The organism is Streptomyces sp. NPDC059009 (assembly GCF_042740175.1).
Lineage (GTDB): Bacteria > Actinomycetota > Actinomycetes > Streptomycetales > Streptomycetaceae > Streptomyces.
In genome coordinates this window covers 195,489-216,374 of the sequence record NZ_JBHYJB010000008.1, presented here as the reverse complement: position 1 = coordinate 216,374, position 20,886 = coordinate 195,489, and the positions used below count along the sequence as shown (strand labels likewise).

General features: G+C 73.6%; 19 protein-coding genes. 5 read left to right on the top strand and 14 right to left on the bottom strand.

All coding sequences use genetic code 11. The features are described from left to right. Window positions 1-195: 195 nt before the first annotated feature. Genes ACFWYM_RS10740 through ACFWYM_RS10730 form a run of 3 tightly spaced genes read left to right on the top strand, consistent with a single transcriptional unit; the run spans window position 196 to window position 4,244 of the window. Window positions 196-1,731: a hypothetical protein gene (locus ACFWYM_RS10740; RefSeq protein ID WP_384833293.1), complete on the top strand. Its 1,536-nt coding sequence runs from the start codon at window positions 196-198 to the stop codon at window positions 1,729-1,731. 25 nt (window positions 1,732-1,756) lie between these two features. Further along, window positions 1,757-2,806, top strand: coding sequence for a caspase family protein (locus tag ACFWYM_RS10735; protein ID WP_384833291.1), 1,050 nt, complete (start codon window positions 1,757-1,759; stop codon window positions 2,804-2,806). Next, window positions 2,793-4,244, top strand: coding sequence for a hypothetical protein (locus ACFWYM_RS10730; protein ID WP_384833288.1), 1,452 nt, complete (start codon window positions 2,793-2,795; stop codon window positions 4,242-4,244). The genes ACFWYM_RS10735 and ACFWYM_RS10730 overlap by 14 nt, the downstream gene beginning before the upstream one ends. Before the next feature lie 415 nt (window positions 4,245-4,659). On the opposite strand, the gene ACFWYM_RS10725 is transcribed toward ACFWYM_RS10730, so the two are convergent. From ACFWYM_RS10725 to ACFWYM_RS10700, 6 genes are all read right to left on the bottom strand, one after another. Continuing rightward, complete coding sequence (locus tag ACFWYM_RS10725; RefSeq protein ID WP_384833285.1) at window positions 4,660-5,406, bottom strand: BTAD domain-containing putative transcriptional regulator; 747 nt, start codon at window positions 5,404-5,406, stop codon at window positions 4,660-4,662. A gap of 112 nt (window positions 5,407-5,518) precedes the next feature. Then, complete coding sequence (locus ACFWYM_RS10720; protein ID WP_384833282.1) at window positions 5,519-8,317, bottom strand: ATP-binding protein; 2,799 nt, start codon at window positions 8,315-8,317, stop codon at window positions 5,519-5,521. 106 nt (window positions 8,318-8,423) lie between these two features. Beyond that, the gene (locus ACFWYM_RS10715; RefSeq protein WP_384833279.1) at window positions 8,424-8,615 is read right to left on the bottom strand and encodes a hypothetical protein; all 192 of its coding nucleotides are present in this window, start codon (window positions 8,613-8,615) and stop codon (window positions 8,424-8,426) included. Window positions 8,616-8,823: 208 nt separating this feature from the next. Further along, entirely contained in the window at window positions 8,824-9,717 is an 894-nt protein-coding gene (locus tag ACFWYM_RS10710; RefSeq protein WP_384833276.1) for an aminoglycoside phosphotransferase family protein, read from the bottom strand. A 7-nt stretch (window positions 9,718-9,724) separates the two neighbouring features. Then, window positions 9,725-10,243, bottom strand: a complete 519-nt coding sequence (locus ACFWYM_RS10705; protein ID WP_384833273.1) for a hypothetical protein — start codon at window positions 10,241-10,243, stop codon at window positions 9,725-9,727. Between the two features lie 115 nt (window positions 10,244-10,358). Further along, complete coding sequence (locus ACFWYM_RS10700; protein ID WP_384833270.1) at window positions 10,359-11,609, bottom strand: FAD-dependent monooxygenase; 1,251 nt, start codon at window positions 11,607-11,609, stop codon at window positions 10,359-10,361. A 79-nt stretch (window positions 11,610-11,688) separates the two neighbouring features. On the opposite strand from ACFWYM_RS10700, the gene ACFWYM_RS10695 reads away from it, so the two are divergent. Continuing rightward, entirely contained in the window at window positions 11,689-12,282 is a 594-nt protein-coding gene (locus ACFWYM_RS10695) for a TetR/AcrR family transcriptional regulator C-terminal domain-containing protein (protein WP_384833358.1), read from the top strand. A 127-nt stretch (window positions 12,283-12,409) separates the two neighbouring features. Here ACFWYM_RS10695 and ACFWYM_RS10690 read toward each other — a convergent pair whose 3' ends face one another. The 6 genes from ACFWYM_RS10690 to ACFWYM_RS10665 form a co-directional block, all read right to left on the bottom strand. Further along, the gene (locus ACFWYM_RS10690) at window positions 12,410-12,718 is read right to left on the bottom strand and encodes a hypothetical protein (protein WP_384833267.1); all 309 of its coding nucleotides are present in this window, start codon (window positions 12,716-12,718) and stop codon (window positions 12,410-12,412) included. A gap of 275 nt (window positions 12,719-12,993) precedes the next feature. Beyond that, complete coding sequence (locus ACFWYM_RS10685) at window positions 12,994-14,421, bottom strand: tetratricopeptide repeat protein (RefSeq protein ID WP_384833264.1); 1,428 nt, start codon at window positions 14,419-14,421, stop codon at window positions 12,994-12,996. Between the two features lie 99 nt (window positions 14,422-14,520). Next, window positions 14,521-15,495, bottom strand: a complete 975-nt coding sequence (locus tag ACFWYM_RS10680; RefSeq protein ID WP_384833261.1) for a sugar kinase — start codon at window positions 15,493-15,495, stop codon at window positions 14,521-14,523. Further along, entirely contained in the window at window positions 15,492-16,127 is a 636-nt protein-coding gene (locus ACFWYM_RS10675; RefSeq protein WP_384833258.1) for a bifunctional 4-hydroxy-2-oxoglutarate aldolase/2-dehydro-3-deoxy-phosphogluconate aldolase, read from the bottom strand. Before ACFWYM_RS10675 ends, ACFWYM_RS10680 begins: the two co-directional genes overlap by 4 nt. Before the next feature lie 101 nt (window positions 16,128-16,228). After that, a complete protein-coding gene (gene dgoD / locus ACFWYM_RS10670; protein ID WP_384833255.1) occupies window positions 16,229-17,374 on the bottom strand; it encodes a galactonate dehydratase in 1,146 nt (381 codons plus the stop codon). A 69-nt stretch (window positions 17,375-17,443) separates the two neighbouring features. Further along, window positions 17,444-18,175: a FadR/GntR family transcriptional regulator gene (locus tag ACFWYM_RS10665; protein WP_384833252.1), complete on the bottom strand. Its 732-nt coding sequence runs from the start codon at window positions 18,173-18,175 to the stop codon at window positions 17,444-17,446. Window positions 18,176-18,310: 135 nt separating this feature from the next. Between ACFWYM_RS10665 and ACFWYM_RS10660 the strand changes: the two genes are divergently transcribed. Further along, window positions 18,311-19,678 (top strand): MFS transporter, encoded by a 1,368-nt coding sequence (locus ACFWYM_RS10660; protein ID WP_384833249.1) that lies wholly within the window; start codon window positions 18,311-18,313, stop codon window positions 19,676-19,678. A gap of 74 nt (window positions 19,679-19,752) precedes the next feature. On the opposite strand, the gene ACFWYM_RS10655 is transcribed toward ACFWYM_RS10660, so the two are convergent. Together ACFWYM_RS10655 and ACFWYM_RS10650 are read right to left on the bottom strand one after the other, a co-directional pair. Next, entirely contained in the window at window positions 19,753-20,115 is a 363-nt protein-coding gene (locus tag ACFWYM_RS10655; protein ID WP_384833246.1) for a cupin, read from the bottom strand. A 113-nt stretch (window positions 20,116-20,228) separates the two neighbouring features. After that, entirely contained in the window at window positions 20,229-20,612 is a 384-nt protein-coding gene (locus tag ACFWYM_RS10650) for an STAS domain-containing protein (protein ID WP_384833244.1), read from the bottom strand. Window positions 20,613-20,886: the final 274 nt, after the last annotated feature.

Genomic DNA, 20,886 nt, shown 5'->3' with positions numbered 1-20,886 from the left:
AGTGGCTTGCTGGAGTGGGGATATGGGCCCCTTCGCCCGACCCGCCGACCAGGGGTCCGCCGGGGGCACCGTACCCCGGCCCCGCTCACCAGGGACATCCCCGAGCCGGTCCCCGAGGTGTGCGCGGACGGCCCGGTCCTACGCTGCCCTGCGCCGGGAGCAGTCACCCGGTCCGCAGGCCGGGAGGTTTCGGAGATGGACACACGCCGCAGCAACTGCATCCACACCCGGGAGAACGGCCGGCTGGCCTCGACCACGACCGCCGACATCGACGCGCTCGTCGCCGGGCTCAAGGACCGGCCGCGGGTCGTCCTGCACTTCCACGGCGGGCTCGTCGACGACGCCCTCGGCTTCGCCACCGCCGCCCGCCTCACCCCGGTCTACGAGGCCGCCGGGGTCACGCCGGTCTTCTTCGTGTGGAGCAGCGGCCTCCTGGAGACGGTCCGCGGCAACCTCCCGAAGATCCTCTCCGAGAGCGTCTTCCGCACCCTGCTCAACCGCGTCACGCGCTACGCGGCCGGGCTCGTCTTCGCCCAGCCGGGCCGCCGCTCACTCGGCACCGTGCCCACCCCGCCGGCCCGCGCCGTCGCCGCCGAACTGTCCCTGGCCGAGCGCGGCCAGGAGCCGTACGGACAGCTCGTCGCCCCGCACGAGGTGGAGCAGCTGAGCGAGGCCGAACGCGCCCGCATCACCGCCGAGCTCGACGCGGACACCGAACTCGCCCTGCGCAACCGCGAGATCGTCAACTCGGCCTACCAGGACCCCGCATCGACGGCACCCGAAGGACCGCCCGAGCAGGCGGCGGCGCGCGGCGTCACGGGGGGACGCGCGGCCGCCGCCACCCTGATGTCGCCCGCGACCGTCGAGGAACTCACCGTCGCCACGGTCGCCGCCGACGTCGAGCGGGCCGTCGTCACCTCGGCGCTCCTGGTGCGCAAGGCCGTCCGCGTGGTCGGCGCCGTCGTGGGCCGCTTCCGCGCGCACAGCGACCACGGCCTGTACCCGACCGTCGTCGAGGAGATCCTGCGCGAGTTCTACGTCGCCAACGTCGGCGCCGCCATCTGGGACGCCATGAAGCAGCAGACCGCCGCCACCTTCGCCGCGCCCGCGCTGCCCGGCGAGGTGCGCGCCGGACGCTACTTCATGGACCGGTTCGGCGAACTCCTCGGCGCCGGGCCCCGGCCCCGGCTCTCCGTCGTCGGACACAGCGCGGGCGCCGTCTTCATCGACAACCTCCTCACCGACCTCGACCGCCGCCGCACCGCCGCCGAGGAGCCCGTCCCGGCCGACTTCCGCGTCCGCGACGTCGTCCTGCTCGCCCCCGCCTGCACCGTCGCGCACCTCGCACCCGTCGTGCGCCGCAGGGCCGAACTCTTCGACCGCTTCCGCATGTTCACCATGACCGACACCGCGGAGCGCGCCGACCACCTGGTGCCGCACCTGTACCCCAGGTCGCTCCTGTACTTCGTCTCCGGCGTCCTGGAGCGCGACCCGGACGGGCGCTCCGCCGTCCTCCCGCTGGCCGGGATGCAGCGCGCCTACAGCGACGGGGCGGGCGGCGCGGGCCAGGACATCGCCGCCGTTCGGGACTTCCTGGACGCCGACGCGACCCGCACCGTCTGGTCGCCGCACGACGGCGGCCCGGGCCTGAGCTCCGGCGCCCACAGCCACTCCGGGTTCGACGACGACCCGGAGGTCCTGGCGAGCGTGGCCGCCATGCTCGCCGAGTGAGAGAGCGAACGCAGGGGGAAGCCCGATGAACAGCCTGCACTACGCGGTGGTGGTCGGCATCAACCGCTACCCGGCGATCAGCGATCTGCGCGGGCCGCGAGGAGACGCGCAGCGCTTCACGGAGTGGCTCGTCGACCCGGCCGGAGGCGATGTACCCGCGGCGAACGTCACGCTCGTCGCGGCCACGGAGGAGGACGAACAGGTCACCGACTACACGTGCGCCAAGCCCACGACGGCCAACGTCGTCCGGGCCCTGATCCGGGCCCACGACGCCGTCCGCCAGGCCCTCACGGAGCGGCCCGAGTCCTGGGCCGAGAGCCGCCTGTACGTGTTCCTCGCGGGCCACGGCATCGCGCCGTTCGGGGGCGACGCGGCGCTGCTCATGGCGGACGCGGCGATGCACATGCTCGGCAACCACATCGCCGTGGGCAAGTACGTGGAGTGGTACGAGTCCGCCTCGCCCTTCCATGAGGTCGTCTTCTTCGCCGACTGCTGCCGCACCAGGTTCGGCACTGTGGCCCCCTTCGCCCCGCCGTTCACGGAGACCACCGAGACGCCGGACAAGGTCAACTGGCTGATCGGGTACGCCGCTTCGCTCGGCGACCCCGCCTACGAGTCCCTGCCGGCCGACCCCGACGAGGCGCGCGGCTACTTCACCACCGCGCTCCTGGAGGGGCTGCGCGGCGCGGGCGGCGCCACCGTCGCCGACGGCGCGGTCACCTCGGACAAGCTGAGCAACTACGTGCAGCAGCACGTGCTGGAGCGCGCCAGGGGAGTGGTCTCCCAGCGGGCGACGTTCCGCACCCAGCTCAGTGAACCGCTCGTCCTCGCCCGGCTCCAGGGGAACGGCGCCTACCCGGTGACACTGCGCTTCCCGGCCGGATTCCGCGGCTGGGTCGAACTCCGCGGCCGCCTCGACGAGCCGCGCCGGGTCTTCGTCGAGAAGGACGAGAGCGTCGAGTCCCTCGTCCCCGGGCTCTACCGGATGATCCCGGACAGCGACATGGCTCCTGACTTCCGTAACGACGGCTTCTTCGAGGTAGTGACAGGCGGTGGCAACGGTGTCCAGTTCTGACCGGTTCCGCGAACAGCCCGAGAAGGCCGTGCCGTTCGTGGTCATCCCCGACACGCCCTCCGTGATGGTCACCGTCACGGACGCGGCCTTCGAAGAGGTCATCCATCGGATGGGCACCGTCGAGACGACGCTCACCCCGGGCATCTACCGCATCGAGCAGCGCTTCGGCGGCGCGGTCGACAGCAAGCTCGTCGAGGTCCGCGGCGAACCCTTCGTCGAACGGCTGCCGCTGCCCCGCATCCCCACGCCCGCGCCCCTGGTGGGCACGTCCTCCACCCGCGAGGACCACCAGGAGGCGGCCGTGCGCTTCAGCCGCGCCTCCACCCACGGCACGGGCGCGCCCAGCCTGATGGTCCTGATCCGCAACCTGCGCCGCGGCCGCCGGCTCGCGCCCTACGCCCTGGAGGTCGCCGCCGAGGACGGCACGCCCGTGGACGGCGGCGAGGACGGCTGGCAGAGTTCGGGCGACCAGGAGTGGTCGGCGTTCAGCGCCCCGCTCGCGCCCGGCGGCTACCGGCTGCGCACCCGCGTCCCGAACGGCGGCGGCTACCCGCTGGCGCAGGCGCTGTGGGTGCAGGAGGGCTGGACCACGATGGTCTTCGTGCCCAACGGCAGCCAGGGCCCGGAACCCCAGTACGCCTCGGTGCACATGGCGCGCCAGGGCGACGGCTGGAGCGACGCCGACCCGGCCCGCTCGCTCGCCCTGGAGGCGGCCCTCTCCGGGCTCCGGCAGGGCCTCGAACTGGTCTCGGACGAGCAGATCTCGCTCATGCTGCACTCGAAGAAGATGGCGCCGTTCCTCGGCATCGTCGGCGCCCACGCGATGCTCCTGGGCAAGGGGGCCGCCCTCGACCGGGAGTGGCAGCGCGACATGATCCACCGGCTGCTCGCGAGCGTCCCCGGCCACCCGGACGCCCTGGCGCTCGCCACCCTGCTGCCCGCGGACCAGCGCGCGGACCTGGAGCTGCCGTCCGTCACGGCGCCGCCCCAACTCGTCTCCTCCTGCCGCCTCCTGGTCGCCGCCGACGCCGCCGACCCGGGCGTCATCGAGGACGGCTCCGTCGCCGAGTCCGCCGCCGCGCACCTGGTGGGCCGAGGCGTGTGGACGACCTGGCTGGAGCAGGAGCCGCGCCGCACCGACGAGGCCAGGGGCGGCCTGCCCGGGGCGCCCCCGCCGGCACCCGCGGGGCCGCGCCCGGACGCGGCCGACCCGGTCGACCGCGTACGCGGCTACGTCCAGCAGATCGCCGCCGTCGAGGGCAAGGACGTCGACACGGTCCTGCACGAACTGCCGGCCAAGGAGCTCTGCCGCCGAACGGGCCTGCCCCACAAGGCCGTCGAGCGGGCGGTGGCGGGACTGCACGCGGAACGGCCGGGCACGCAGGACGAGCAGGACGACGGCGATCAGGACGGCAGCGATCGCGGGACGAGCCACTGAGAAGGGGGCCCGGGGGAGCTCCAGGGGGAAGAGAAAGGGGGCGGGGCGCCGCGAGCTCACGGCGTCCCGCCCCTCCCGCGTCCACACGCACCCCCGTCCGTGCGTCCGCGCATCTCCCCGTACGCATGGCCCCGTGATCCACACGTACGGCGGTCTCGGTTGTCTGTCGTGTCCCCGGTGCCGTTCGGGCGTGCTGCGTTGCTGTTCGGGCGCGCGTCCCCCGGCCGGTGAGCGCCTCGCCCAGGGCCGAGCGGTCCCGTCCCGGCGGCTGCGCGGACAGCCGCCGGGGCGTCGCTCCGGACGGGCGGCCCCCCATAGTCCGGCCCGTCTCCCCCGTCTCCCGGACGAGGCGCGTCCATCGTGGCGGGGCTCGCGTCACCGCCCCGTCACACCCGCGTACGCGCCGGGCGCGCCCTCACACCAGCACGCGCCGCACCATCACCGAGAACTGCCGCGAGGGCTCGACCCCCAACTCCCGCAGCAGCAGGGCCCGGAAGCCCTCGTAGTGCCGCACCGCCTCGGCGACGTTGTGCTCGGCGAGGTGCACCGAGACGACCGCGCGGTGGGCGCTCTCGCGCAGCGGATCGATGCGGGTGCTCTCCAGCGCGGCCTCCAGAGCGGTCGCGTACGCGCCCTGGGCGACCAGGCGCGCGGACAGGGCCTCCAGGGCGTGCAGCCGCAGCTGGTGCAGCCGTTCGCGTTCGAAGACCACCCACTCCTGGTCCCAGCCCGGCAGCAGCTCGCCCCGGCCGAGCAGGGCGGCCGACTCGCCACGGACCCGGGACCCGTCGGCCGCCGACAGCGCCTCGTGGGCGGTGGCCGTCAGGTCGTCGATGTCCATGCGGACCAGCGGGCTGAGCGACAGGACGCCGGTGCGCACGTCGGCGATCGCCGAACCCGCCCCGTTCAGCCGCCACATGGCGGTGCGCAGACTGGCCCGGGCCCGGTGCTCGGGCACCTCCGGCCAGAGTGTGCCCGCGAGGACCGAGCGGGTGGCGGGCCCGCGCAGGCCGAGCAGGGCGAGCAGCTGCTGACCGCTCGCCGTGACGTCGATCTCGTTGCCGCCGTCGCCGCCGTGGCTCAGGCGGAAACCCCCCAGCAGACCCAGACGCAGCACGGCCGGTGTGTCGCCGCACGCGGTCAGGGATGTCGAGGAAGCCATCCGAACACCTCCAGTGCTTCCCGTGTACGGCCCCGACGGTAGGGGCGGGCCGTACCGGGTCGCCTCGGGGAGTGAACCAGGGATTACCCCGGTGTCCCCCTGGGGGCGGCCACTAGGAGGGGTGCGGGTGCGGCGCGAGCCGGGCGACCAGGCCGATCCTGGAGGTGATGCCGAGCTTCGCGTAGGTGTGCCCCAGGTGGTACTCGATCGTCTTGACGCTCAGCGCCAGGGCCGTGGCGATCTGCCGGTTCGTCAGGCCCTGGGAGGCGAGCCGGGCGACGGCCAGCTCCTGCGGGGTGAGCGCGCCGTCCGCGCCGTCGCCCGCCGACCCGTTCTGGGCCGGATCGCTGTCCGTGCGCGGGGGCGCCGCCCGGCCGCAGGCGTCGAGTTCGCGGGCGCAGCGGGACCGGTAGGGCAGCGCGCCGAGCGCCGACATCGTGTCGTACGCCGACTGCAGGCGTGCCACCGCCGCGGCCCTGCGCCCCACCCGCCGCAGGAAGGCGCCGTGGTCCAGGTCGACCCGGGCCCGGACGAACGGCATGGGCACCTGGGCCGCGTGGTCGTGGGCGCGCCGGAACGCGGCCTCGGCGCCGGACTTGTCGCGCCGCGCCGCGAGCAGCGCCGCCCGCACCCGGGCCGCCCCCGCCATCGCCGAGTGCCGGCACCGGTCCGCCGCCCGCGACTCGAAGGGCGCGAGCACCGCCTCGGCCTCGTCCAGGGCGCCGAGCTGGATCAGCGCCTCGACGAGGAGCTCGTGCCAGTCGACCACGCCCGGCTCGTTGACGCCGTCGTGGTCGGCGTAGCGCAGCAGCGGGCGCAGCGCGTCCACGACGCGCTCCGGCTCCGCGCGGGCGTCCGCGAAGTGGCCGTGCGCGGAGGCCGCGTACGCGAAGGCGACCGCCGTCTCCGCGCTGCCCGGCGCGTCCAGGGCGAGCCGCAGATGCCCCTCCGCCCGGTCCCAGGCGCCGCGCGCCGCGAGGATCTGCGCGGCCACGCCGTGCGTCACCGGCTTCAGCCACGACTGGTCGGTGTCGTCCGCGATCGACGCGGACGTCTCCGCGTGGATCAGGGCCTCGTCCCAGTCGCCGAGCCGGTGCAGGGCCTGCGCGAGCGCCGACGAGGACAGCAGCCGCAGCGGAACCGTGGTGTTGCGGCAGTTGGCGACGGCGCTGAGCAGATCCTGCCGGGCCCCGTCGAGGTCGTCCGACCACAGCCTCAACTGCCCCCGCGCGAGCAGCAGATCGATGCTCCCCAGCGGCACGAGCAGCGGATCGGGCAGATCGGCGGCGAGCGCGATGCCCTGCTTCGCGGCGCCGCTCAGCCCGAGCGCGATCAGATGGTTGAAGCGCAGCATGCGGCTCGGCCCCTGCAGCGTCGAGAGCCGCTGCGCCCGCTCCGCCCAGCGCGCCGCGTCGGCGGCCCGCCCGCGCATCACCGCGGCATAGCTCAACTGCTCGGCGGTGCGCGCCGCGAGCGACGGCTCGGCGTCCTGGTCGCACTGCTCCCAGGAGTCGAGGAGCAGCGTCTGCGCCTGTTCGGTGCGCCCCTCCACCCGCGCCACATAGCCGCGCACATAGCCGCGCAGCGCCGGGGCGGTGCTGTCCGGGAGCGCGGCCGCGAGCTCCGCCGACTCGTGCACCCGCCCGTCCAGGAGCAGCGCCTCGACGGCCTCCACCGCGAGCCGGTCCCGCTCCACGGCGGTCGTGGCGACGCGCGAGGCGTGCCGCAGATGCGTGCCCGCGACCGCCCACTGACCGGTGGCCGCCTCCCGGCGCGCACAGGCGGCGAGCGCGGCGGCCAGGTGCTCGTCGGGCCCGGTCGCGGCGAGCACCCGATGGCGCAGGCTCGCGTACTCGTCCTCGACCAGGGTGGCGGCGCGGGTGTGCAGGGCGGCGCGCTGGGCGGGCCCGATGTCCTGGTACACGGCCGCGTGCACCAGCGGGTGCGGGAAGGACACCTCGGGCGCGGAGCCGGCCGGCGAGGAGTGCAGCAGGCCCGCGGTGATGGCCCGCTCCAGGGCGGGCAGCGGCTGCGGCAGCCGGGCGAGCGAAGCGGCCCTGTGCAGCCGGCAGTTGAGGCCGAGGACGCTCACCGCCTGCACCAGACGGCGGGCCTGGGAGCCGCAGTCGGCGAGGTTGGCGAGGACGAGCATCGCGTAGGAGCGCGGCGCGGGCAGCGGCGTGCCGACGTCCATGAGCACGGGGGCGGGCACCTGGTCCAGGAGCGCGCGGGCGTGCAGCGGGTTGCCGCGGGTGTGCGCGTGCAGCCGCACGGACGCCGAGTGCGGCAGTCGCAGCGCGGCCAACTCGGCGCCCAGCGAGGTGAGTTCGAAGGGGGTGAGCCCCTCCAGCGGCAGCTGCCGGGTGCGCACGTCCGTGAGGAGCCGGCGGATCCCGTCGGGCAGCGCCGGGTTGTTCAGGTCGCGCAGGGTCACGATGGCCAGAACCCGCTCACCGCGGAGCCGTCGCAGTGCGAACGTCAGGGCGTTCATGGACGGCGCATCCGCCCAGTGGGCATCGTCGAGCACCAGCACCACGGGCCCCTTGGCCTGTACCTCGCCGAGCAGGTCGAGCAGTCCGAAACCCGCCGCCATCGGCGCCAGGTTCGGCGGCAGCGACTTCGGTACGGAGGCCAGGGCGGCCAGTGCGTCGGGCGGCGGCAGCGGGCTCTGGCCCACGAACTGGGCGAGCACTCCGCAGGGCAGCGCGCTCTCGTTCTCCTCGCCGCTGGCGTGCAGCAGACAGGGGCGGCCCGGCGCGGTGTCGAGGAAGCGGCGCACCAGGGCGGTCTTGCCGATGCCGCCCGGCCCCTCCACCAGGACGAGGCGCGGGTCGCCCGCGCTCGCACGCCGGAACTCCTCGTGCAGCGCGGTGAGTTCCTGTGCGCGACCGGAGAACACGTCGTCGGCCATACCGCCCCCGGACCCCTGCATGGGATGCCTGTCCCTAAAGGTCCACGATGGGGGCGCGACCACCCCGCGCACAAGCGGGATTGCCGAGGAATGTCCTTCGGGTGTCTCAGGGCAGATCCTCCGCCGGCGGAGACACGGCAAGCCCCGCTCCCTGCGGCTCCGGCGGCGGCTCCAGGAGCGCGAGCAGTTCGAGCCAGCCGTGAAACGGCCGGGCACCGGCCGTCTCCTCACCGCTCTCCGTCACGACACTCCCGTACACCCCGCCGGGCGAGCGGTACACCTCGATCACATAGCGCACAGCGCCCTCCCGGAGTCAGGCTCAGGCCCATGAGCCGTGACACTTGGCGACGGAATCCAGACTAGGAGCCGCCCCCCGGCTCCGCTTCGGTGCGCCACCCAGGGATGTCCCCAGGGTGCAGGGGGACCAACTCCGCAAACGGGACGTCCTGTTGAGGATTCCTCCGGGACGCCTCTGACATTCCGCTGAGGATTCCTCTCGAGGTGCCCTACGCGGGCAGCGCCGCCCAGGCCCGTTCCCGCTGCACGCGCAGCAGTGGGAGCGGGCTGTCGTCCGTCCCGTACAGCCGGTCGGCGAGGCGGATCAGCGTGTCGCAGCGGGCGAGCGCGACACCGCGCGCGGCGGTCGCGGGGGAGTGCCCGGCGAGCGCGGCCACCCGGACGGCGGCGGGTGCTCCGACGGAGAGGGCGAGCCCCGCGACGTCCTCGGCCGGGTCGGCGACGGCCGCGTCGGTCCAGTCGAGCACGCCCGCGACCCGGCCCGCCGAAGTGACCAGCAGGTGCTCGCCCTTGAGGTCGCAGTGGGTGAGGACGAGGGCCGGAGCAGTCGCCGCCACGGGCTCCGTCGCTCGTCCGGTCAGCTGCCCGGCCAGCCGCCCGGGCAGCTCACGCTCCGCCTCCCCGCCGTCGGCCAACTGCCGCGCCGCGTCCATGGCTTGCTTCCGTACGTCGTCCAGGGCTCGCGGCCGCTCGACGGGCACCCCGAGGGCCTCGGCCTCCGCTCCCGGGAAGGAGGCGAGGCCCGAGAGCAGCGCGGCCAGATCCCGCTCGCCCGCACCGGAGACGCCCCGCACCTCGGCGGAGGCCCCCGGGATCCGGGTGTCGAGGGTGTACGTCAGTCCGGGCGCCCAGACCCCGGACGCGACGCTCGCGGGCACACCGACCTCTCCGACGCGGCCCCGGACGGCGTCCCGCAGCGCGACCTCGCGCCGCTGCCGCACCGACCCGCCGGCGTCCAACGCGAGCCGCAGCACGTGCCGTTCGCCCACCCACCAGGTGGAGTGCTCGCCGCCCTCGTCGACGGGGCGCACGTCGGGGCCGGGCTCCTGGGGGAGAGCGGCGGCGACGACGCTGCGTGCGAGGGCGGCGGACGGGTGCGACATCTCGCGATCATGACACGGAAGCGGCGGGGGCCGATTCGGGCAGGTGTCGGAGGGGCGGGTCCGTGAGCCCGACGATGACGAGGTCCGCGAGCCGGACGGTGTACCAGACAGTGGTGGTCGAGCCGTCTCCCCAGTGCTCGGTGAGGACCACCGTCTCGGTGTCCTCGTCGCTCGTGAGCGTGGCCACGGACCAGGAGTCCGGGATGTTCTGTGCGCGGAAGACGGGGTCCGCGTCGTGCTCGGCGGCCCAGTCGGTGAGCCGGCCGTCGAGCTCAGGGTCCAGATACATGCGGCGCACCTCCTCGGGGGTCTCCTCGACACCACCGAGCGAGGCGCGCCGGTAGGCGCCGAAGAAGGCGTCGACCTGGGTCACGGCGGGGCTCTCGGCGCGGAAGGAGGCGCCGGCTCCCGGGAGTTGAGGGACAGGTGCGGCGGTTGCGGCGGTGGCGAGCGGGCCCGCCACCACCACGGCGACGGCGGAGAGGGCCAGGGCGAGGTGTGTGAGAAGCCTGAGCTGCTTGGTCATGATCCCGAGCCAAGCAGGCGGTGGCGATCGCCGTCATCGCTCACGGGGGTGACGCGGGTGCGCGGGGCGTGGAGGGGGGTGAACCTGCACGTGCCGGTTCTGCCCGCGCGCGCCGTCACGTGCGTGGCGGCAGGCCGTCGTAGTCGGGGAGCTGCCAGTCGCCGCCGCGGTCCGCCTTCGCGAAGCGCGCGGTGAGGTCGGGAATGCGCAGGAGGCAGGCGAGGGCCGTGGCGGCCTGGAAGGTGCTGATCGCGTGCTTGCTCATGGGCATGCCGAGGCGCAGCACGCGGGGGTTCACTTCGGCCTGGATCCCGTTGATGAAGGGCCGTAGCACCCTGTCGTAGTTCGCCAGGGCGGTCGGCAGGTCGTCGGCGTGCCGGTTGATCTCACCGGCCAGGACGTAGGCGCCGACCAGGCCGCCGGAGATGCCCATGCCGCTGTAGGGGGAGGCGCAGTGTGCGGCGTCACCGGCCAGGACCACCCGGCCCTGGGACCAGGTGTCGGTGCGGACCTGGGCGATCTCCTGGGAGTGGAAGAACGGGCTCGTCCTCATGCCGGCGATGAACCGCTCGGTCTGCCAGCCCGCGTCGCGAAAACGGCCGGCCCAGAATTCCTGCTGCTGCTCGACGGGTGCGCGGTGGATCGCGGAGGCTTCCGCCGACTCCTCGCGCATCACGAAGTAGACCTGGGTCTCGGTCGGGTTGTGGCTGCGCCGCATGATCTGGCGGCCTCCCGGGACCATGCAGGTGTCGCGGATGCTGCTGTCGGAGGCGATGCGCGGGACGAACCAGTAGGCCATGTGGATGCCGACGCGCCAGTACGGATCGAAGCCCTCCGGCAGCAGCGCCCGGCGGATGCGTGAGCCCTGGCCGTCGGCGCCGATCAGCACGTCGTACTCGCCGGACGTGCCGTCGCAGAAGTGGGCGGTGACCTGATGGTCGTCCTGGTCGAAGCCGTCGACGCTCTTGCCGAAGACGTACTCGGTGCCGTCCTCGGTCGCGTCGTGGAGGATGCGGACGAGGTCGCCGCGCATGATCTCGTACTCCGAGGTGAGGGTCTGGCGGCCCCTGCCGGAGGTGTTGGCCATGATCGTCGCCTTCGGCTTCCCTCGGGAGTTGACGAAGGCGACGCCTGCCTCGTCCACGAGCCGGCTGCGGACGGTGTCGAGCAGGCCCATCCGTTCGACCGCTGCGATGCCCTGCCCGCGCAGGTCGACCTGCGCCCCGGAGGCGCGCAGCGCCGGAAAGCGTTCGACGACCGTCACCTGGTGGCCACCGCGGGTGAGCCAGAAGGCCAGCGCCTGCCCGGCGACGCCGCCACCGGCGACGAGAATCCTCAGAGAATGCTTCGTGATCTTGTTCGGCATGCCGACCACTTCAAATTCTATCGGTGATTGATTCCTTTCCAGAGTCTTCTATCACCGATAGAATGTCAACGTGACCAAGATGAACCGTGCGACCGTCGTCACTGAAGCGCTGAGCCTGCTCGACGAGGTGGGCCTGGAGAACGTCAGCACGAGGCGGCTGGCGCAGCGGCTCGGCGTCGAGCAGCCCTCGCTCTACTACCACTTCCGCACCAAGAAGGATCTGCTCGCGGCCATGGCGGAGGCGGCCATGGCGCCCCATGCCGGAGCGCCCCTTCCCGCGCCCGAGGACGACTGGCGGGAGTGGTTCCTGGAGAACACGCGCAGCTTCCGGCGCACGCTGCTCCTGCGCCGCGATGGCGCACGCCTCCACGCCGGCAGTGTCCCGACGGGCGACCTCGACCGGATCCGGCGCAAGATGACCTTCCTCGTCACCTCCGGCGTGCCCGAGCGAGACGCGCAGATGGCCATGCTGGCCGCCGGCCGCTACACCGTCGGCAGCGTGCTGGAAGAGCAGGCCGACACAGGCCACGGTGCCGTCACGGAGCGGCCGGCCGATGTGCCGGAGATCGATCACGAATCGGCGTTCGAGGCGGGCCTCGCCCTCATCCTGGGCGGCCTGGTGCAGCGCACCGAGGCGGCTGGATCCCAGGCTGCGTGCCCGCCCTCGCGGTGATCCATGGGCGGCCCGGGTCGTCACATCCAGGGGCGTGCGTCGGGCAGGCCCGCGCGCGCCGTCACTGCGATGAGTCGGCCCCGTGCTTCGGTGGCGGTTCGGGCCGGTGGGCGGCCGTGGCCCACGATCACGCCCTGCGGGCGACGCGGGCGGGGACTCGGGCCCGGGTGCGGACCGGGGTGAGGGTCCGGCTCGTGCCGAACCAGCCGGTCACCAGGGTCTGCCCCGGCGCCCCGGCCACGCCACGGGTCCGGTTCGGACAGTCGGTGAGGGCGGACCGGAGTTCGAGGCGGCCGCGCGGATCACCGTAGGCGTACGCGTCCGGGCCGTGCCGGGTGGCGTCCCGGGCGGTGGTCGCCCAGGACGGTCCAGGGAAGAGGGAGACGTCGGGGACGCCGGGCCGGAGGTCCCGCCGTACGGGCTCCGTGGCGCTCAACTCCGGCTGTGCGGGCGCTGTTTCGGGTGCCTGTCCGGCGTCGCGGGTGACCAGGGCGGGCGCTCGCCGCCGCGTACCTCTCCGCGGTCGCCGACCGGTTCGGCCTGTGGGGCGAGTGCGGCACCGGCTCCGTGGCCTGGGGCAGCTTCGACAGAGGCCCGGTCTCGGTACGGACGCCGTTCGGTATGGACCGGGTTCGGTATGGACCGGGTTCGGTATGGATCCCGTTCGGTACGGGTCCCGTTCGATGCGGGGCCCGTTCACCCGTGGCGGGCTCAGGCCGACCGCAGCGCCGCGGCCCCCTCGGCCGCCTGCTTCCCCGCCCGCGCCCGCGCCGTCGCGGCCTGTGCCGCGTCCCCGACCCGGTCGGCCAGGCGGGCCCAGGCCAGCCAGTTGTACGGGCACACCGGGCGGAGGTGGACGCGCTCGCTCAGGAGGGTGCGGGCGAGGTCGTGGCGGCCCGCCCGCAGAGCGGCCTCGACCAGGGTGCGCTGCACGGCGTCGCGCTGTGCGTGGCTGCCGCCGAACTCGCCCAGGCGGTGGCGGATCGGGGCCAGGAGCTCGACCACGCGCGCGTACCGCTCCTGGCGGAAGGCGATCAGCGCCCGGCACACCGGCAGGCCGATGTCCCGGGTCATCGCGTGATTGGTGACGCCGGGCCGGTGGCCGACCGCGAGCCGGCGCTCCCGGTCGGCGACGAGCCGCTCCGCGTCGGCGAGCCGCCCGGCACCGGCGTACGCCATCACGGCGTGCGCGTCGTTGAAGGCGTAGTAGCTGCCGTCCGCCCGCCCGGCCCAGGCCCCGGCGAGCGCCGCCCAGCGGTCCCCGGTGTCGTGGCCCGCGAGCAGGAGCCGCCACAACAGGGCGGAGGCGTCGAGGAGTTCCATGGCCAGGCCCTCGGAGCCGTCGTGGTGCAGGGCGCTGTCGTAGACGCCGAGGACCCGGTCGAGGTCGCCCGCCTCCAGGGCGTACAGGGCGTAGTGCCACCAGTTGTGCACGTTCAGATAGTTGCCGGAGGCCCAGTCGTCGGCGCGGGCGTCGAGGAAGCGGATGCCGTCCGCGAACCGGCCCCGCATCTCGAAGGTGTGCACCACCGCGTGGATCCCCCACACGTCCTGGGGGTGCTGTTCGACGGCCTGGCGGCCGACCTCCTCGGCGTGCTCGTAGTGCCCGGACTCCTCGAGCCCGAAGGCGTACATGCCGAGCAGCGGACCGCGCCACGGGTCGTCGAGGTCGTCCCAGGAGCCGAGCGCGCCCCCGATCCGGTCGCGCAGCCGCTGTGCGTCGCCGGTGAAGAAGTCGATCTGGTGGCCGACGGCGAGCGCCAGCACGTCGTGCGGGAAGGCGGTGCTGAGCTCGCCCAACCGCCGCCCGGCGCCGTGCAGATCACCGGCGAGCCACGCCTCGGCGGCCGCGACGTGCAGCCGCTCCCGCGAGCTGATCCCGGCGAGGTCGAGCCCCTTGCGGAACACGCCGAAGGCGTCCGCCGCCGACGCCGCCTCCTTCTCCTCCGTGCCGAGCAGCCCGAGGTAGGCGCAGAGGACGCGGCCCATCACCGAATCGGGTGAGGCGGCGACGACGGCCTGGGCCTCGTCGGCCACCTCGCCGCGGAAGAAGAGCAGGGCGTCCAGGGCCCGCTCGAAGTGGCGGGCCCCCTCCACACCGGTGCCGCTCATGGCGAGTCCCTGCCGCTGTGCGCTCATGGTCGCTGTGCCCCTGTCCTGGTCGTCCGCGCGGGCCGTTCGGCTGCCCCGATCCTGTCCCGCCGGGCGGAGGGGGATGCGTGGACGCCGACCAGGTTCTTACCGCACGACCGTGCCCTCGTTCACCCCGAGGAGGCTCAACTCGGCCCGTGTCGGCGCCCCTTCCCAGTCGCCCCGGGACGCGACCGCGAACGCGCCCGTCGTCACCGCCCGGTCCAGGCGTCCGGCGGCGTCCGCGCCGTCCAGCAGTGCCGACAGATAGCCCGCCACAAAGGCATCACCGGCACCCACCGCGTCCACCGCCCGCACGGGCCGGGCCGGGCGGTGCAGCTCGCCGTCGGCGGTGTGCACGGTGGCGCCGTCCGCGCCCAGCTTGACGACGACCTCGCCCACGCCGAGGTCCAGGAGCAACTTGGCCTGTTCGGGTGCCTCGCGCGGAGCGTCGTACGGCAGGCACAGGGGCAGCTCGTCGTCCGAGGCGATGAGCACGTCGACGTAGGGCAGCCACTCCCGCAGGGCCGCCGAGGCGTCCTCGTGACTCCACAGCCGGGAGCGGAAGTTGACGTCGAGGCAGACGAGCGTCGAGTGCTCGCGGGCCAGGCGCAGCGCGCGCCGGGCCGCGCACAGGGCGGACGGGCCGAGCGCCGGGGTGATGCCCGTCAGGTGCAGCACCCGCGGCGGTTCGGCCGTGAACGCCTCCTCGACCGCGCACGCCTTGATCCGAGAACCGGCCGAGCCCGCCCGGTAGTAGTGCACCCGCGTGACCTCGGGAAGGCGCGGCTCGAACAGGATCAGCCCGGTGGGCGCCTCCGCGTCGCGGGTGGCGCCCGACACGTCGACGCCCTCGGCGCGCAGCGTGCGCAGGACCAGCTCGCCCGCCTCGTCGTCGCCCACGGCACCGGCCCAGCGCACCGGGTGCCCGAGCCGGGCCAGGCCGATCGCGACGTTCGACTCGGCGCCCGCGACAGATACCTCCATGGAGCCGCCGAGCTTCAGCGGCCCGCTGCCGCGCAGCGCGACCATGGTCTCGCCGAAGGTGAACACCGCACCCGTGTCCGTGCGTTCGCCGCTCATGCGCGCGCCTCCTTGCCCGTGACCGCGAGGAAGGCCGCCGCGCGCGAGCGGAGCCCGGCCAGGTCGCCGCCGTCCGCCGCGTCCCCGACCAGCGGCGAGCCGACGCCCACCGCGAGCGCCCCGAGCCGCAGATACTCGGCCGCCTCGGTGACGCCGACGCCGCCGACCGGCACGAACGGCACGTCCGGGAAGGGCGCCCGCAGCGCCTTGAGGTAGGAGGGGCCGCCGAGCGCCGACGCCGGGAAGATCTTCAGGGCGGTGGCCCGTGCGTCGAGGGCCGCGCAGACCTCGCTGGGGGTGAGCACCCCGGCGAGCGTGGGCAGGCCCTGGCGCGCTGCGGCGCGGAAGCCGGGGCCGAGCCCGGGCGTGACGATGAGGTTGGCGCCCGCCTCGGCGGCCCGGCGGGCGTCGACCTCGGTGACGACGGTGCCCGCGCCGAGCCAGGCGGCGTCGCGGAGTTCGGCGCGCGCCCGCTCGATGACCCCCAGGGCGTCGGCGCCGCTGAGGGACACCTCGACCAGGGGTATGCCCGCCTCGACGAGGGCGATGACGGTGCGGAAGGACGCCTCGGGATCCGTGCCGCGGATGATGGCGACGAGCCGCTCCGCGCGCAGGGCGGTGCTGAAGTCCATGGCTGCTGCTCTTTCTGGGGTTGCTGAATCGTGGGGGGCGGAGGGGGAGTTCACGGCGAGGGGGGAGGAGGGGGGTACCGCCGCGAGTCACCCGCGGCGGGTCACCACTCGGCGAACGAGCCGTCCTCGTACCGCCACACCGGGTTGCGCCAGGCGTGCCCGGACTTGTCTGCGGCGCGCACCGCGGCCTCGTCGACGTCCACGCCGAGCCCGGGCCGCTCGGTGCGGATCAGACAGCCGTGGTGGAAGCGGAACGGCTCCGGGTCGGCGACGTAGTCGAGGAGCTCGGCGCCCTGGTTGTAGTGGATGCCGATGGACTGTTCCTGGATGAGGAAGTTCGGCGTGGTGAAGGCGACTTGGAGGCTCGCGGCGAGCGCGACCGGGCCGAGCGGGCAGTGCGGCGCGATCTGCGCCCCGTACACCTCGGCGAGGGAGGCGATGCGGCGCAGCTCCGAGATGCCGCCCGCGTGCGAGATGTCGGGCTGCAGGATCGCCACGCCCGCCTGGAGCGGGGCGAGGAACTCCCGCCGGGTGAAGAGGCGTTCGCCGAGCGCGATCGGGATGTTGGAGGCGTTCACCAGGTCGGGCACGGCGTGCATGTACTCGGAGAGCACCGGCTCCTCGACGAACAGCGGGTCGTACTCGGCGAGCAGCGGCAGGATGCGGCGGGCGTTGGCGGGGGAGACCCGGCCGTGGAAGTCGAGGCCGAAGTCCCGCTCGTCGCCGAGGACTTCACGGGCGGTCTCGGCGCGGCGCAGGCACGCGCGGACCTCCTCACGGGTGGCCAGCGGCGTCATGCGGCCGCTGCCGTTCATCTTCACCGCCGTGAAGCCCGCCTCCATCTGGGCGGTGAGCGCGTCCCGTATCTCGTGCGGCTCGTCGCCGCCCACCCAGGCGTACGCGCGGATCTTGGCGCGCACCGGGCCGCCGAGCAGCTGGTGCACGGGCTGCCCGTACGCCTTGCCCTTGATGTCCCACAGCGCCTGGTCGAGCCCGGCGACCGCGGAGGAGAGCACCGGGCCGCCCCGGTAGAAGCCGCCCTTCGTCATGACCTGCCAGTGGTCCTCGATCCGCATCGGGTCCTGCCCGACCAGATACTCCGAGAGCACCTCGACGGCGGCGCGCACCGGCTCGGCCCGCCCCTCGACGACGGGCTCGCCCCAGCCGACCACTCCGTCGTCGGTCTCCACGCGGACGAACATCCAGCGCGGCGGCGCGAGGAACGTCTCGATGCGGCTGATCCTCATGGGGTCTTCCTTTCCGGCGGTGTGGTGTGGCGGCGGCAGGAGGTGGTGCGGGTTTCCCGGGGAGCGGGGTCAGGGGTGGTCGCGCATGGCCATGTCGAGGAGTTCGAGCATGGCGTGGTACGCGCCCTCGGCGTCCCCCGCGCGCACGCGCTCGGCGACGGCCGCGTGCACCGGCAGCGGGTCCTCGTACGGGTGGGAGTGCACCCGGCGGTCCCGCTCGACCAGCGCGGGGATGATGATGCGGCGCATCTGCGCGAAGAACTGGTTGCCGGAGGCGGTGAGCAGCGCGGTGTGGAACGACGCGTCGGCCCGCACGGCGAGCACCGGGTCGTCGTCGCAGGCGGCCATCGCGGCGAGCGCCGCGTCCAGGGCGGCCAGGTCGTCGTCGGTGCGCCGGTCGGCGGCGAGGGCCGCGGCGGCGGGCTCGATGGAGCGGCGCAGCTCCAGGAGGTCGGCGAAGAAGTCGGTGGGCGCCCCGGCCCGCAGCTGCCAGCGCAGCACGTCGGAGTCGAGGACGTTCCAGTCGTCGCGCGGGCGCACGAACGTGCCGCGCTTCTGCCGGGCGTCGACCAGTCCCTTGGCGGTGAGGACCTTGATGGCCTCGCGCAGCACGGTCTGGCTGACGTCGAGGTCCGCCATCAGCTGCGGCAGGTCGAGGGTGTCGCCCTCGTCGTAGGTGCCGTCGAAGATCCTGAGCGCGAGCGCCTCCACCGCGACCTTGTGCACTCCGCGCCCCACGTACGAGGCGTCGGGGGCGGCCGCCTTGGCGGGCGGGGTGCCGGTCTTCGTCTTCGGTGACATCGCGCGGGCTCCTTCGGTGGGGTCTGCGTGCATCTCAGACTTGCATAAGTCCTCGTTAATTAGCAATTATTGCGTCGTGTCGCCGACGGGCCCTCTCCCGTCGCCTTTTGGTTCGCCCTCCCCCGGAGGACACCCATGTCCCTCAGCCAGCGCCCGGTCACTTCCCCGTCACCGGTCCACGCCCCCGACGTTCCCGCGCCCGCCCCGGGCGGGCGGAGCCGCGTGGGCCGCTTCCGCTTCGCGATCCTCGCCGTCCTCTTCGTCTCCACGGCCATCAACTACCTGGACCGCAGCGTCCTGTCGATCGTCGCCCCGGACATCAGCAGGGACCTGAACATCTCGCCCGAGACGATGGGCTGGCTCTTCTCCGGCTTCGCCTGGACCTACGCGCTCGCGCAGATCCCCGGCGGCCGCCTCGTCGACCGCTTCGGGCCGCGCGTCGTCTACGCCGTCGCCCTGGTCGCCTGGTCCGTCATGACCGCCATGGGATCGCTCGCCAAGGGCTTCGGCTTCCTCTTCGGCACCCGCCTCGGCCTCGGTCTCTTCGAGGCCCCCGCCTTCCCCTGCAACGGCCGGGTCGCCGCCTCCTGGTTCCCGCGCACCGAGCGCGGCCGTGCCGTCGCCGTCTACACCTCGGGCCAGTTCATCGGGCTCGGCGTCGCCTTCCCACTGATCGCGTGGCTGGCCGCCGCCCTCGGCTGGCGCCATGTCTTCTGGGTGCTCGGCGGCGTGGGCATCGCCTGGGCGCTGGTCTGGGTCAAGGTCATCCGCAACCGTCCGGCCGAGCACCCGAAGGTCGGCGACGCCGAGCTCGACCACATCGTCCGCGACGAGACCGAGGGCGCCCAGCAGGTCAGCACGGCCGCCGCCGACGACAAGGGCGCCTTCCTGCGGGACATGAAGTTCCTGCTGCGCCGGCGCCGCATCTGGGGCGTCTTTCTCGGCCAGTTCGCGATCGCCTCGACGCTCTACTTCTTCCTGACCTGGTTCCCCACCTACCTCACCAATGAGCGCGGGCTCTCCCTCGACAAGGGCGGCCTCACCGGCGCGCTGCCGTTCGTCGCGGCCCTCGTCGGCGTGCTCTGCGGCGGCAGCTGGTCGGACTGGATGGTCAAGCGGGGGGTGTCGGCGTCCTTCGCCCGCAAGACCCCGATCGTCGTGGGCCTCGGCCTCGCGGGCGTGATCGTCGCGGCCAACTACGTCACCTCGAACGCCGCCATGATCGCCATCATGTGCGTGGCCTTCTTCGCCAACGGCCTGGCGTCCTTCTCCTGGGTCCTGGTCACCGAGATCGCCCCCGAGCGGATGCTGGGCGTGGCCGGCGGCTGCTTCAACGTCTTCGGCAACCTCGCGGGCATCGTGGTCCCGGTCGTCATCGGCTACATGGTCGGCGGCGCGGGCGGCTCCTTCACCCTCCCGCTGCTCCTGATCGCGGGCATCACGGTGGGCGGCGCGCTGTCCTTCCTGTTCCTGGTGGACAAGGTGGAGCGCATCGAGGCGTGAGGTGCGCAGGGATCGAGGGCCCGGCCGGCGCAGACCGGCCAGGCCCTCGACGGCGTCGGGGCGGACGCCGTGGGTCAGGGTGCCTCCGCGACCGCCGTGACCGCCGTGAGCAGGACCGCCGCGTCCTCCAGGGCGACCAGTCCGTGCCGGACCTTCGGGATCTGCCCGAGCTGCCCCGCCGCCAGCTCCGTGCCGCCCCCGTCCGGCATGGTCAGCCGGACCCGGCCGCGCAGGACGGCCACGCTCGCGGCGGGCGGGGTGTTGTGCTCGTCGAGCGCCGCACCCGAGGCGAGAGCGATCACGCTCTGGCGCAACGGGCCGTCGTGCACGATGAGTTGGGCGCTGCGGCCGTGCGCCGCGCCGCGCGCCTTGGCCAGGTGGTCCTCGGCGATGGCCGTGAGATCGGCGGCCACGTCCTCCATGGCTGAGTCCTCCATGTCCGCTCCCGGTTCTGCTGTGAGCCCCGGCGGCCCCCGGTCGGGTCGCCAGGCGCGTCACCGTCCACCCTTCCGGCTGCGGCGCCGGACGCAACTCGGGCCCGGGTGAGTCATCACCCGGGCGAGGTCGCGGTCATCGGCGGATCAGGACGTCTGGAGTCGTCGGGTATCCCCTCGGCCACGGGGAACTCCCCTTCCAGGCCGGTGATGTGCACCACCCGCCACACGCGCGGCGCGGCGGGGAGCACTCTGAGCACGCCCTGCCGCACTGCCACCCGGTCCCTGACGGTCAGCAGCAGCCGCAGCCCCCCGGCGTCGAGGAAGGTCACGCGGCGCAGGTCCATGATGACGTCGGGCCGTGGGCGCGCGATCAACTCCGCAATCCGCGGCGAGAGTCGGAGCGCGGCCCAGGCGTCCAGCTCACCGCTGAACGCGAGGACGAGTGCTCCGCCGACGGTGCGGGGGAGCACTTCGAAAGAGGTGTCAGACGTGCCCATGGTCTATCCGACCTCTTCTCCTCGGTAACAGAGAGTTACTGAAAATGGGCGCCGCGGCAGGAGAGAAGCCGGGGCTGCGCACCGCCGGGTCCAGGGCGGCATCGAGGGTGACAGGTACATTCTGCCCGCTCAGCAGGGTTTGCTACCCCTGTTTGTCGGCCACTGTCTGAAGCGTCGTGCAGGGGGATCGCAGATGAATGGAGCCCTCATTCAGTGACTGTGTGTGACTGAACTCGGTGTTTCCGGCGAATGCCGGGGCGCGCGCACGAATCTG

Excerpts from the sequence above, each read along its gene's own strand:
- ACFWYM_RS10720 (WP_384833282.1), bottom strand. The coding sequence starts at position 8,317 with ATGGCCGACGACGTGTTCTCCGGTCGCGCACAGGAACTCACCGCGCTG.
- ACFWYM_RS10740 (WP_384833293.1), top strand. The coding sequence starts at position 196 with ATGGACACACGCCGCAGCAACTGCATCCACACCCGGGAGAACGGCCGG.
- ACFWYM_RS10660 (WP_384833249.1), top strand. The coding sequence starts at position 18,311 with ATGTCCCTCAGCCAGCGCCCGGTCACTTCCCCGTCACCGGTCCACGCC.
- ACFWYM_RS10675 (WP_384833258.1), bottom strand. The coding sequence starts at position 16,127 with ATGGACTTCAGCACCGCCCTGCGCGCGGAGCGGCTCGTCGCCATCATC.
- ACFWYM_RS10710 (WP_384833276.1), bottom strand. The coding sequence starts at position 9,717 with ATGTCGCACCCGTCCGCCGCCCTCGCACGCAGCGTCGTCGCCGCCGCT.
- ACFWYM_RS10735 (WP_384833291.1), top strand. The coding sequence starts at position 1,757 with ATGAACAGCCTGCACTACGCGGTGGTGGTCGGCATCAACCGCTACCCG.
- ACFWYM_RS10655 (WP_384833246.1), bottom strand. The coding sequence starts at position 20,115 with ATGGAGGACTCAGCCATGGAGGACGTGGCCGCCGATCTCACGGCCATC.
- ACFWYM_RS10725 (WP_384833285.1), bottom strand. The coding sequence starts at position 5,406 with ATGGCTTCCTCGACATCCCTGACCGCGTGCGGCGACACACCGGCCGTG.
- ACFWYM_RS10705 (WP_384833273.1), bottom strand. The coding sequence starts at position 10,243 with ATGACCAAGCAGCTCAGGCTTCTCACACACCTCGCCCTGGCCCTCTCC.
- ACFWYM_RS10680 (WP_384833261.1), bottom strand. The coding sequence starts at position 15,495 with ATGAGCGGCGAACGCACGGACACGGGTGCGGTGTTCACCTTCGGCGAG.
- ACFWYM_RS10695 (WP_384833358.1), top strand. The coding sequence starts at position 11,689 with ATGAACCGTGCGACCGTCGTCACTGAAGCGCTGAGCCTGCTCGACGAG.
- ACFWYM_RS10685 (WP_384833264.1), bottom strand. The coding sequence starts at position 14,421 with ATGAGCGCACAGCGGCAGGGACTCGCCATGAGCGGCACCGGTGTGGAG.
- ACFWYM_RS10665 (WP_384833252.1), bottom strand. The coding sequence starts at position 18,175 with ATGTCACCGAAGACGAAGACCGGCACCCCGCCCGCCAAGGCGGCCGCC.
- ACFWYM_RS10650 (WP_384833244.1), bottom strand. The coding sequence starts at position 20,612 with ATGGGCACGTCTGACACCTCTTTCGAAGTGCTCCCCCGCACCGTCGGC.
- ACFWYM_RS10700 (WP_384833270.1), bottom strand. The coding sequence starts at position 11,609 with ATGCCGAACAAGATCACGAAGCATTCTCTGAGGATTCTCGTCGCCGGT.
- dgoD (WP_384833255.1), bottom strand. The coding sequence starts at position 17,374 with ATGAGGATCAGCCGCATCGAGACGTTCCTCGCGCCGCCGCGCTGGATG.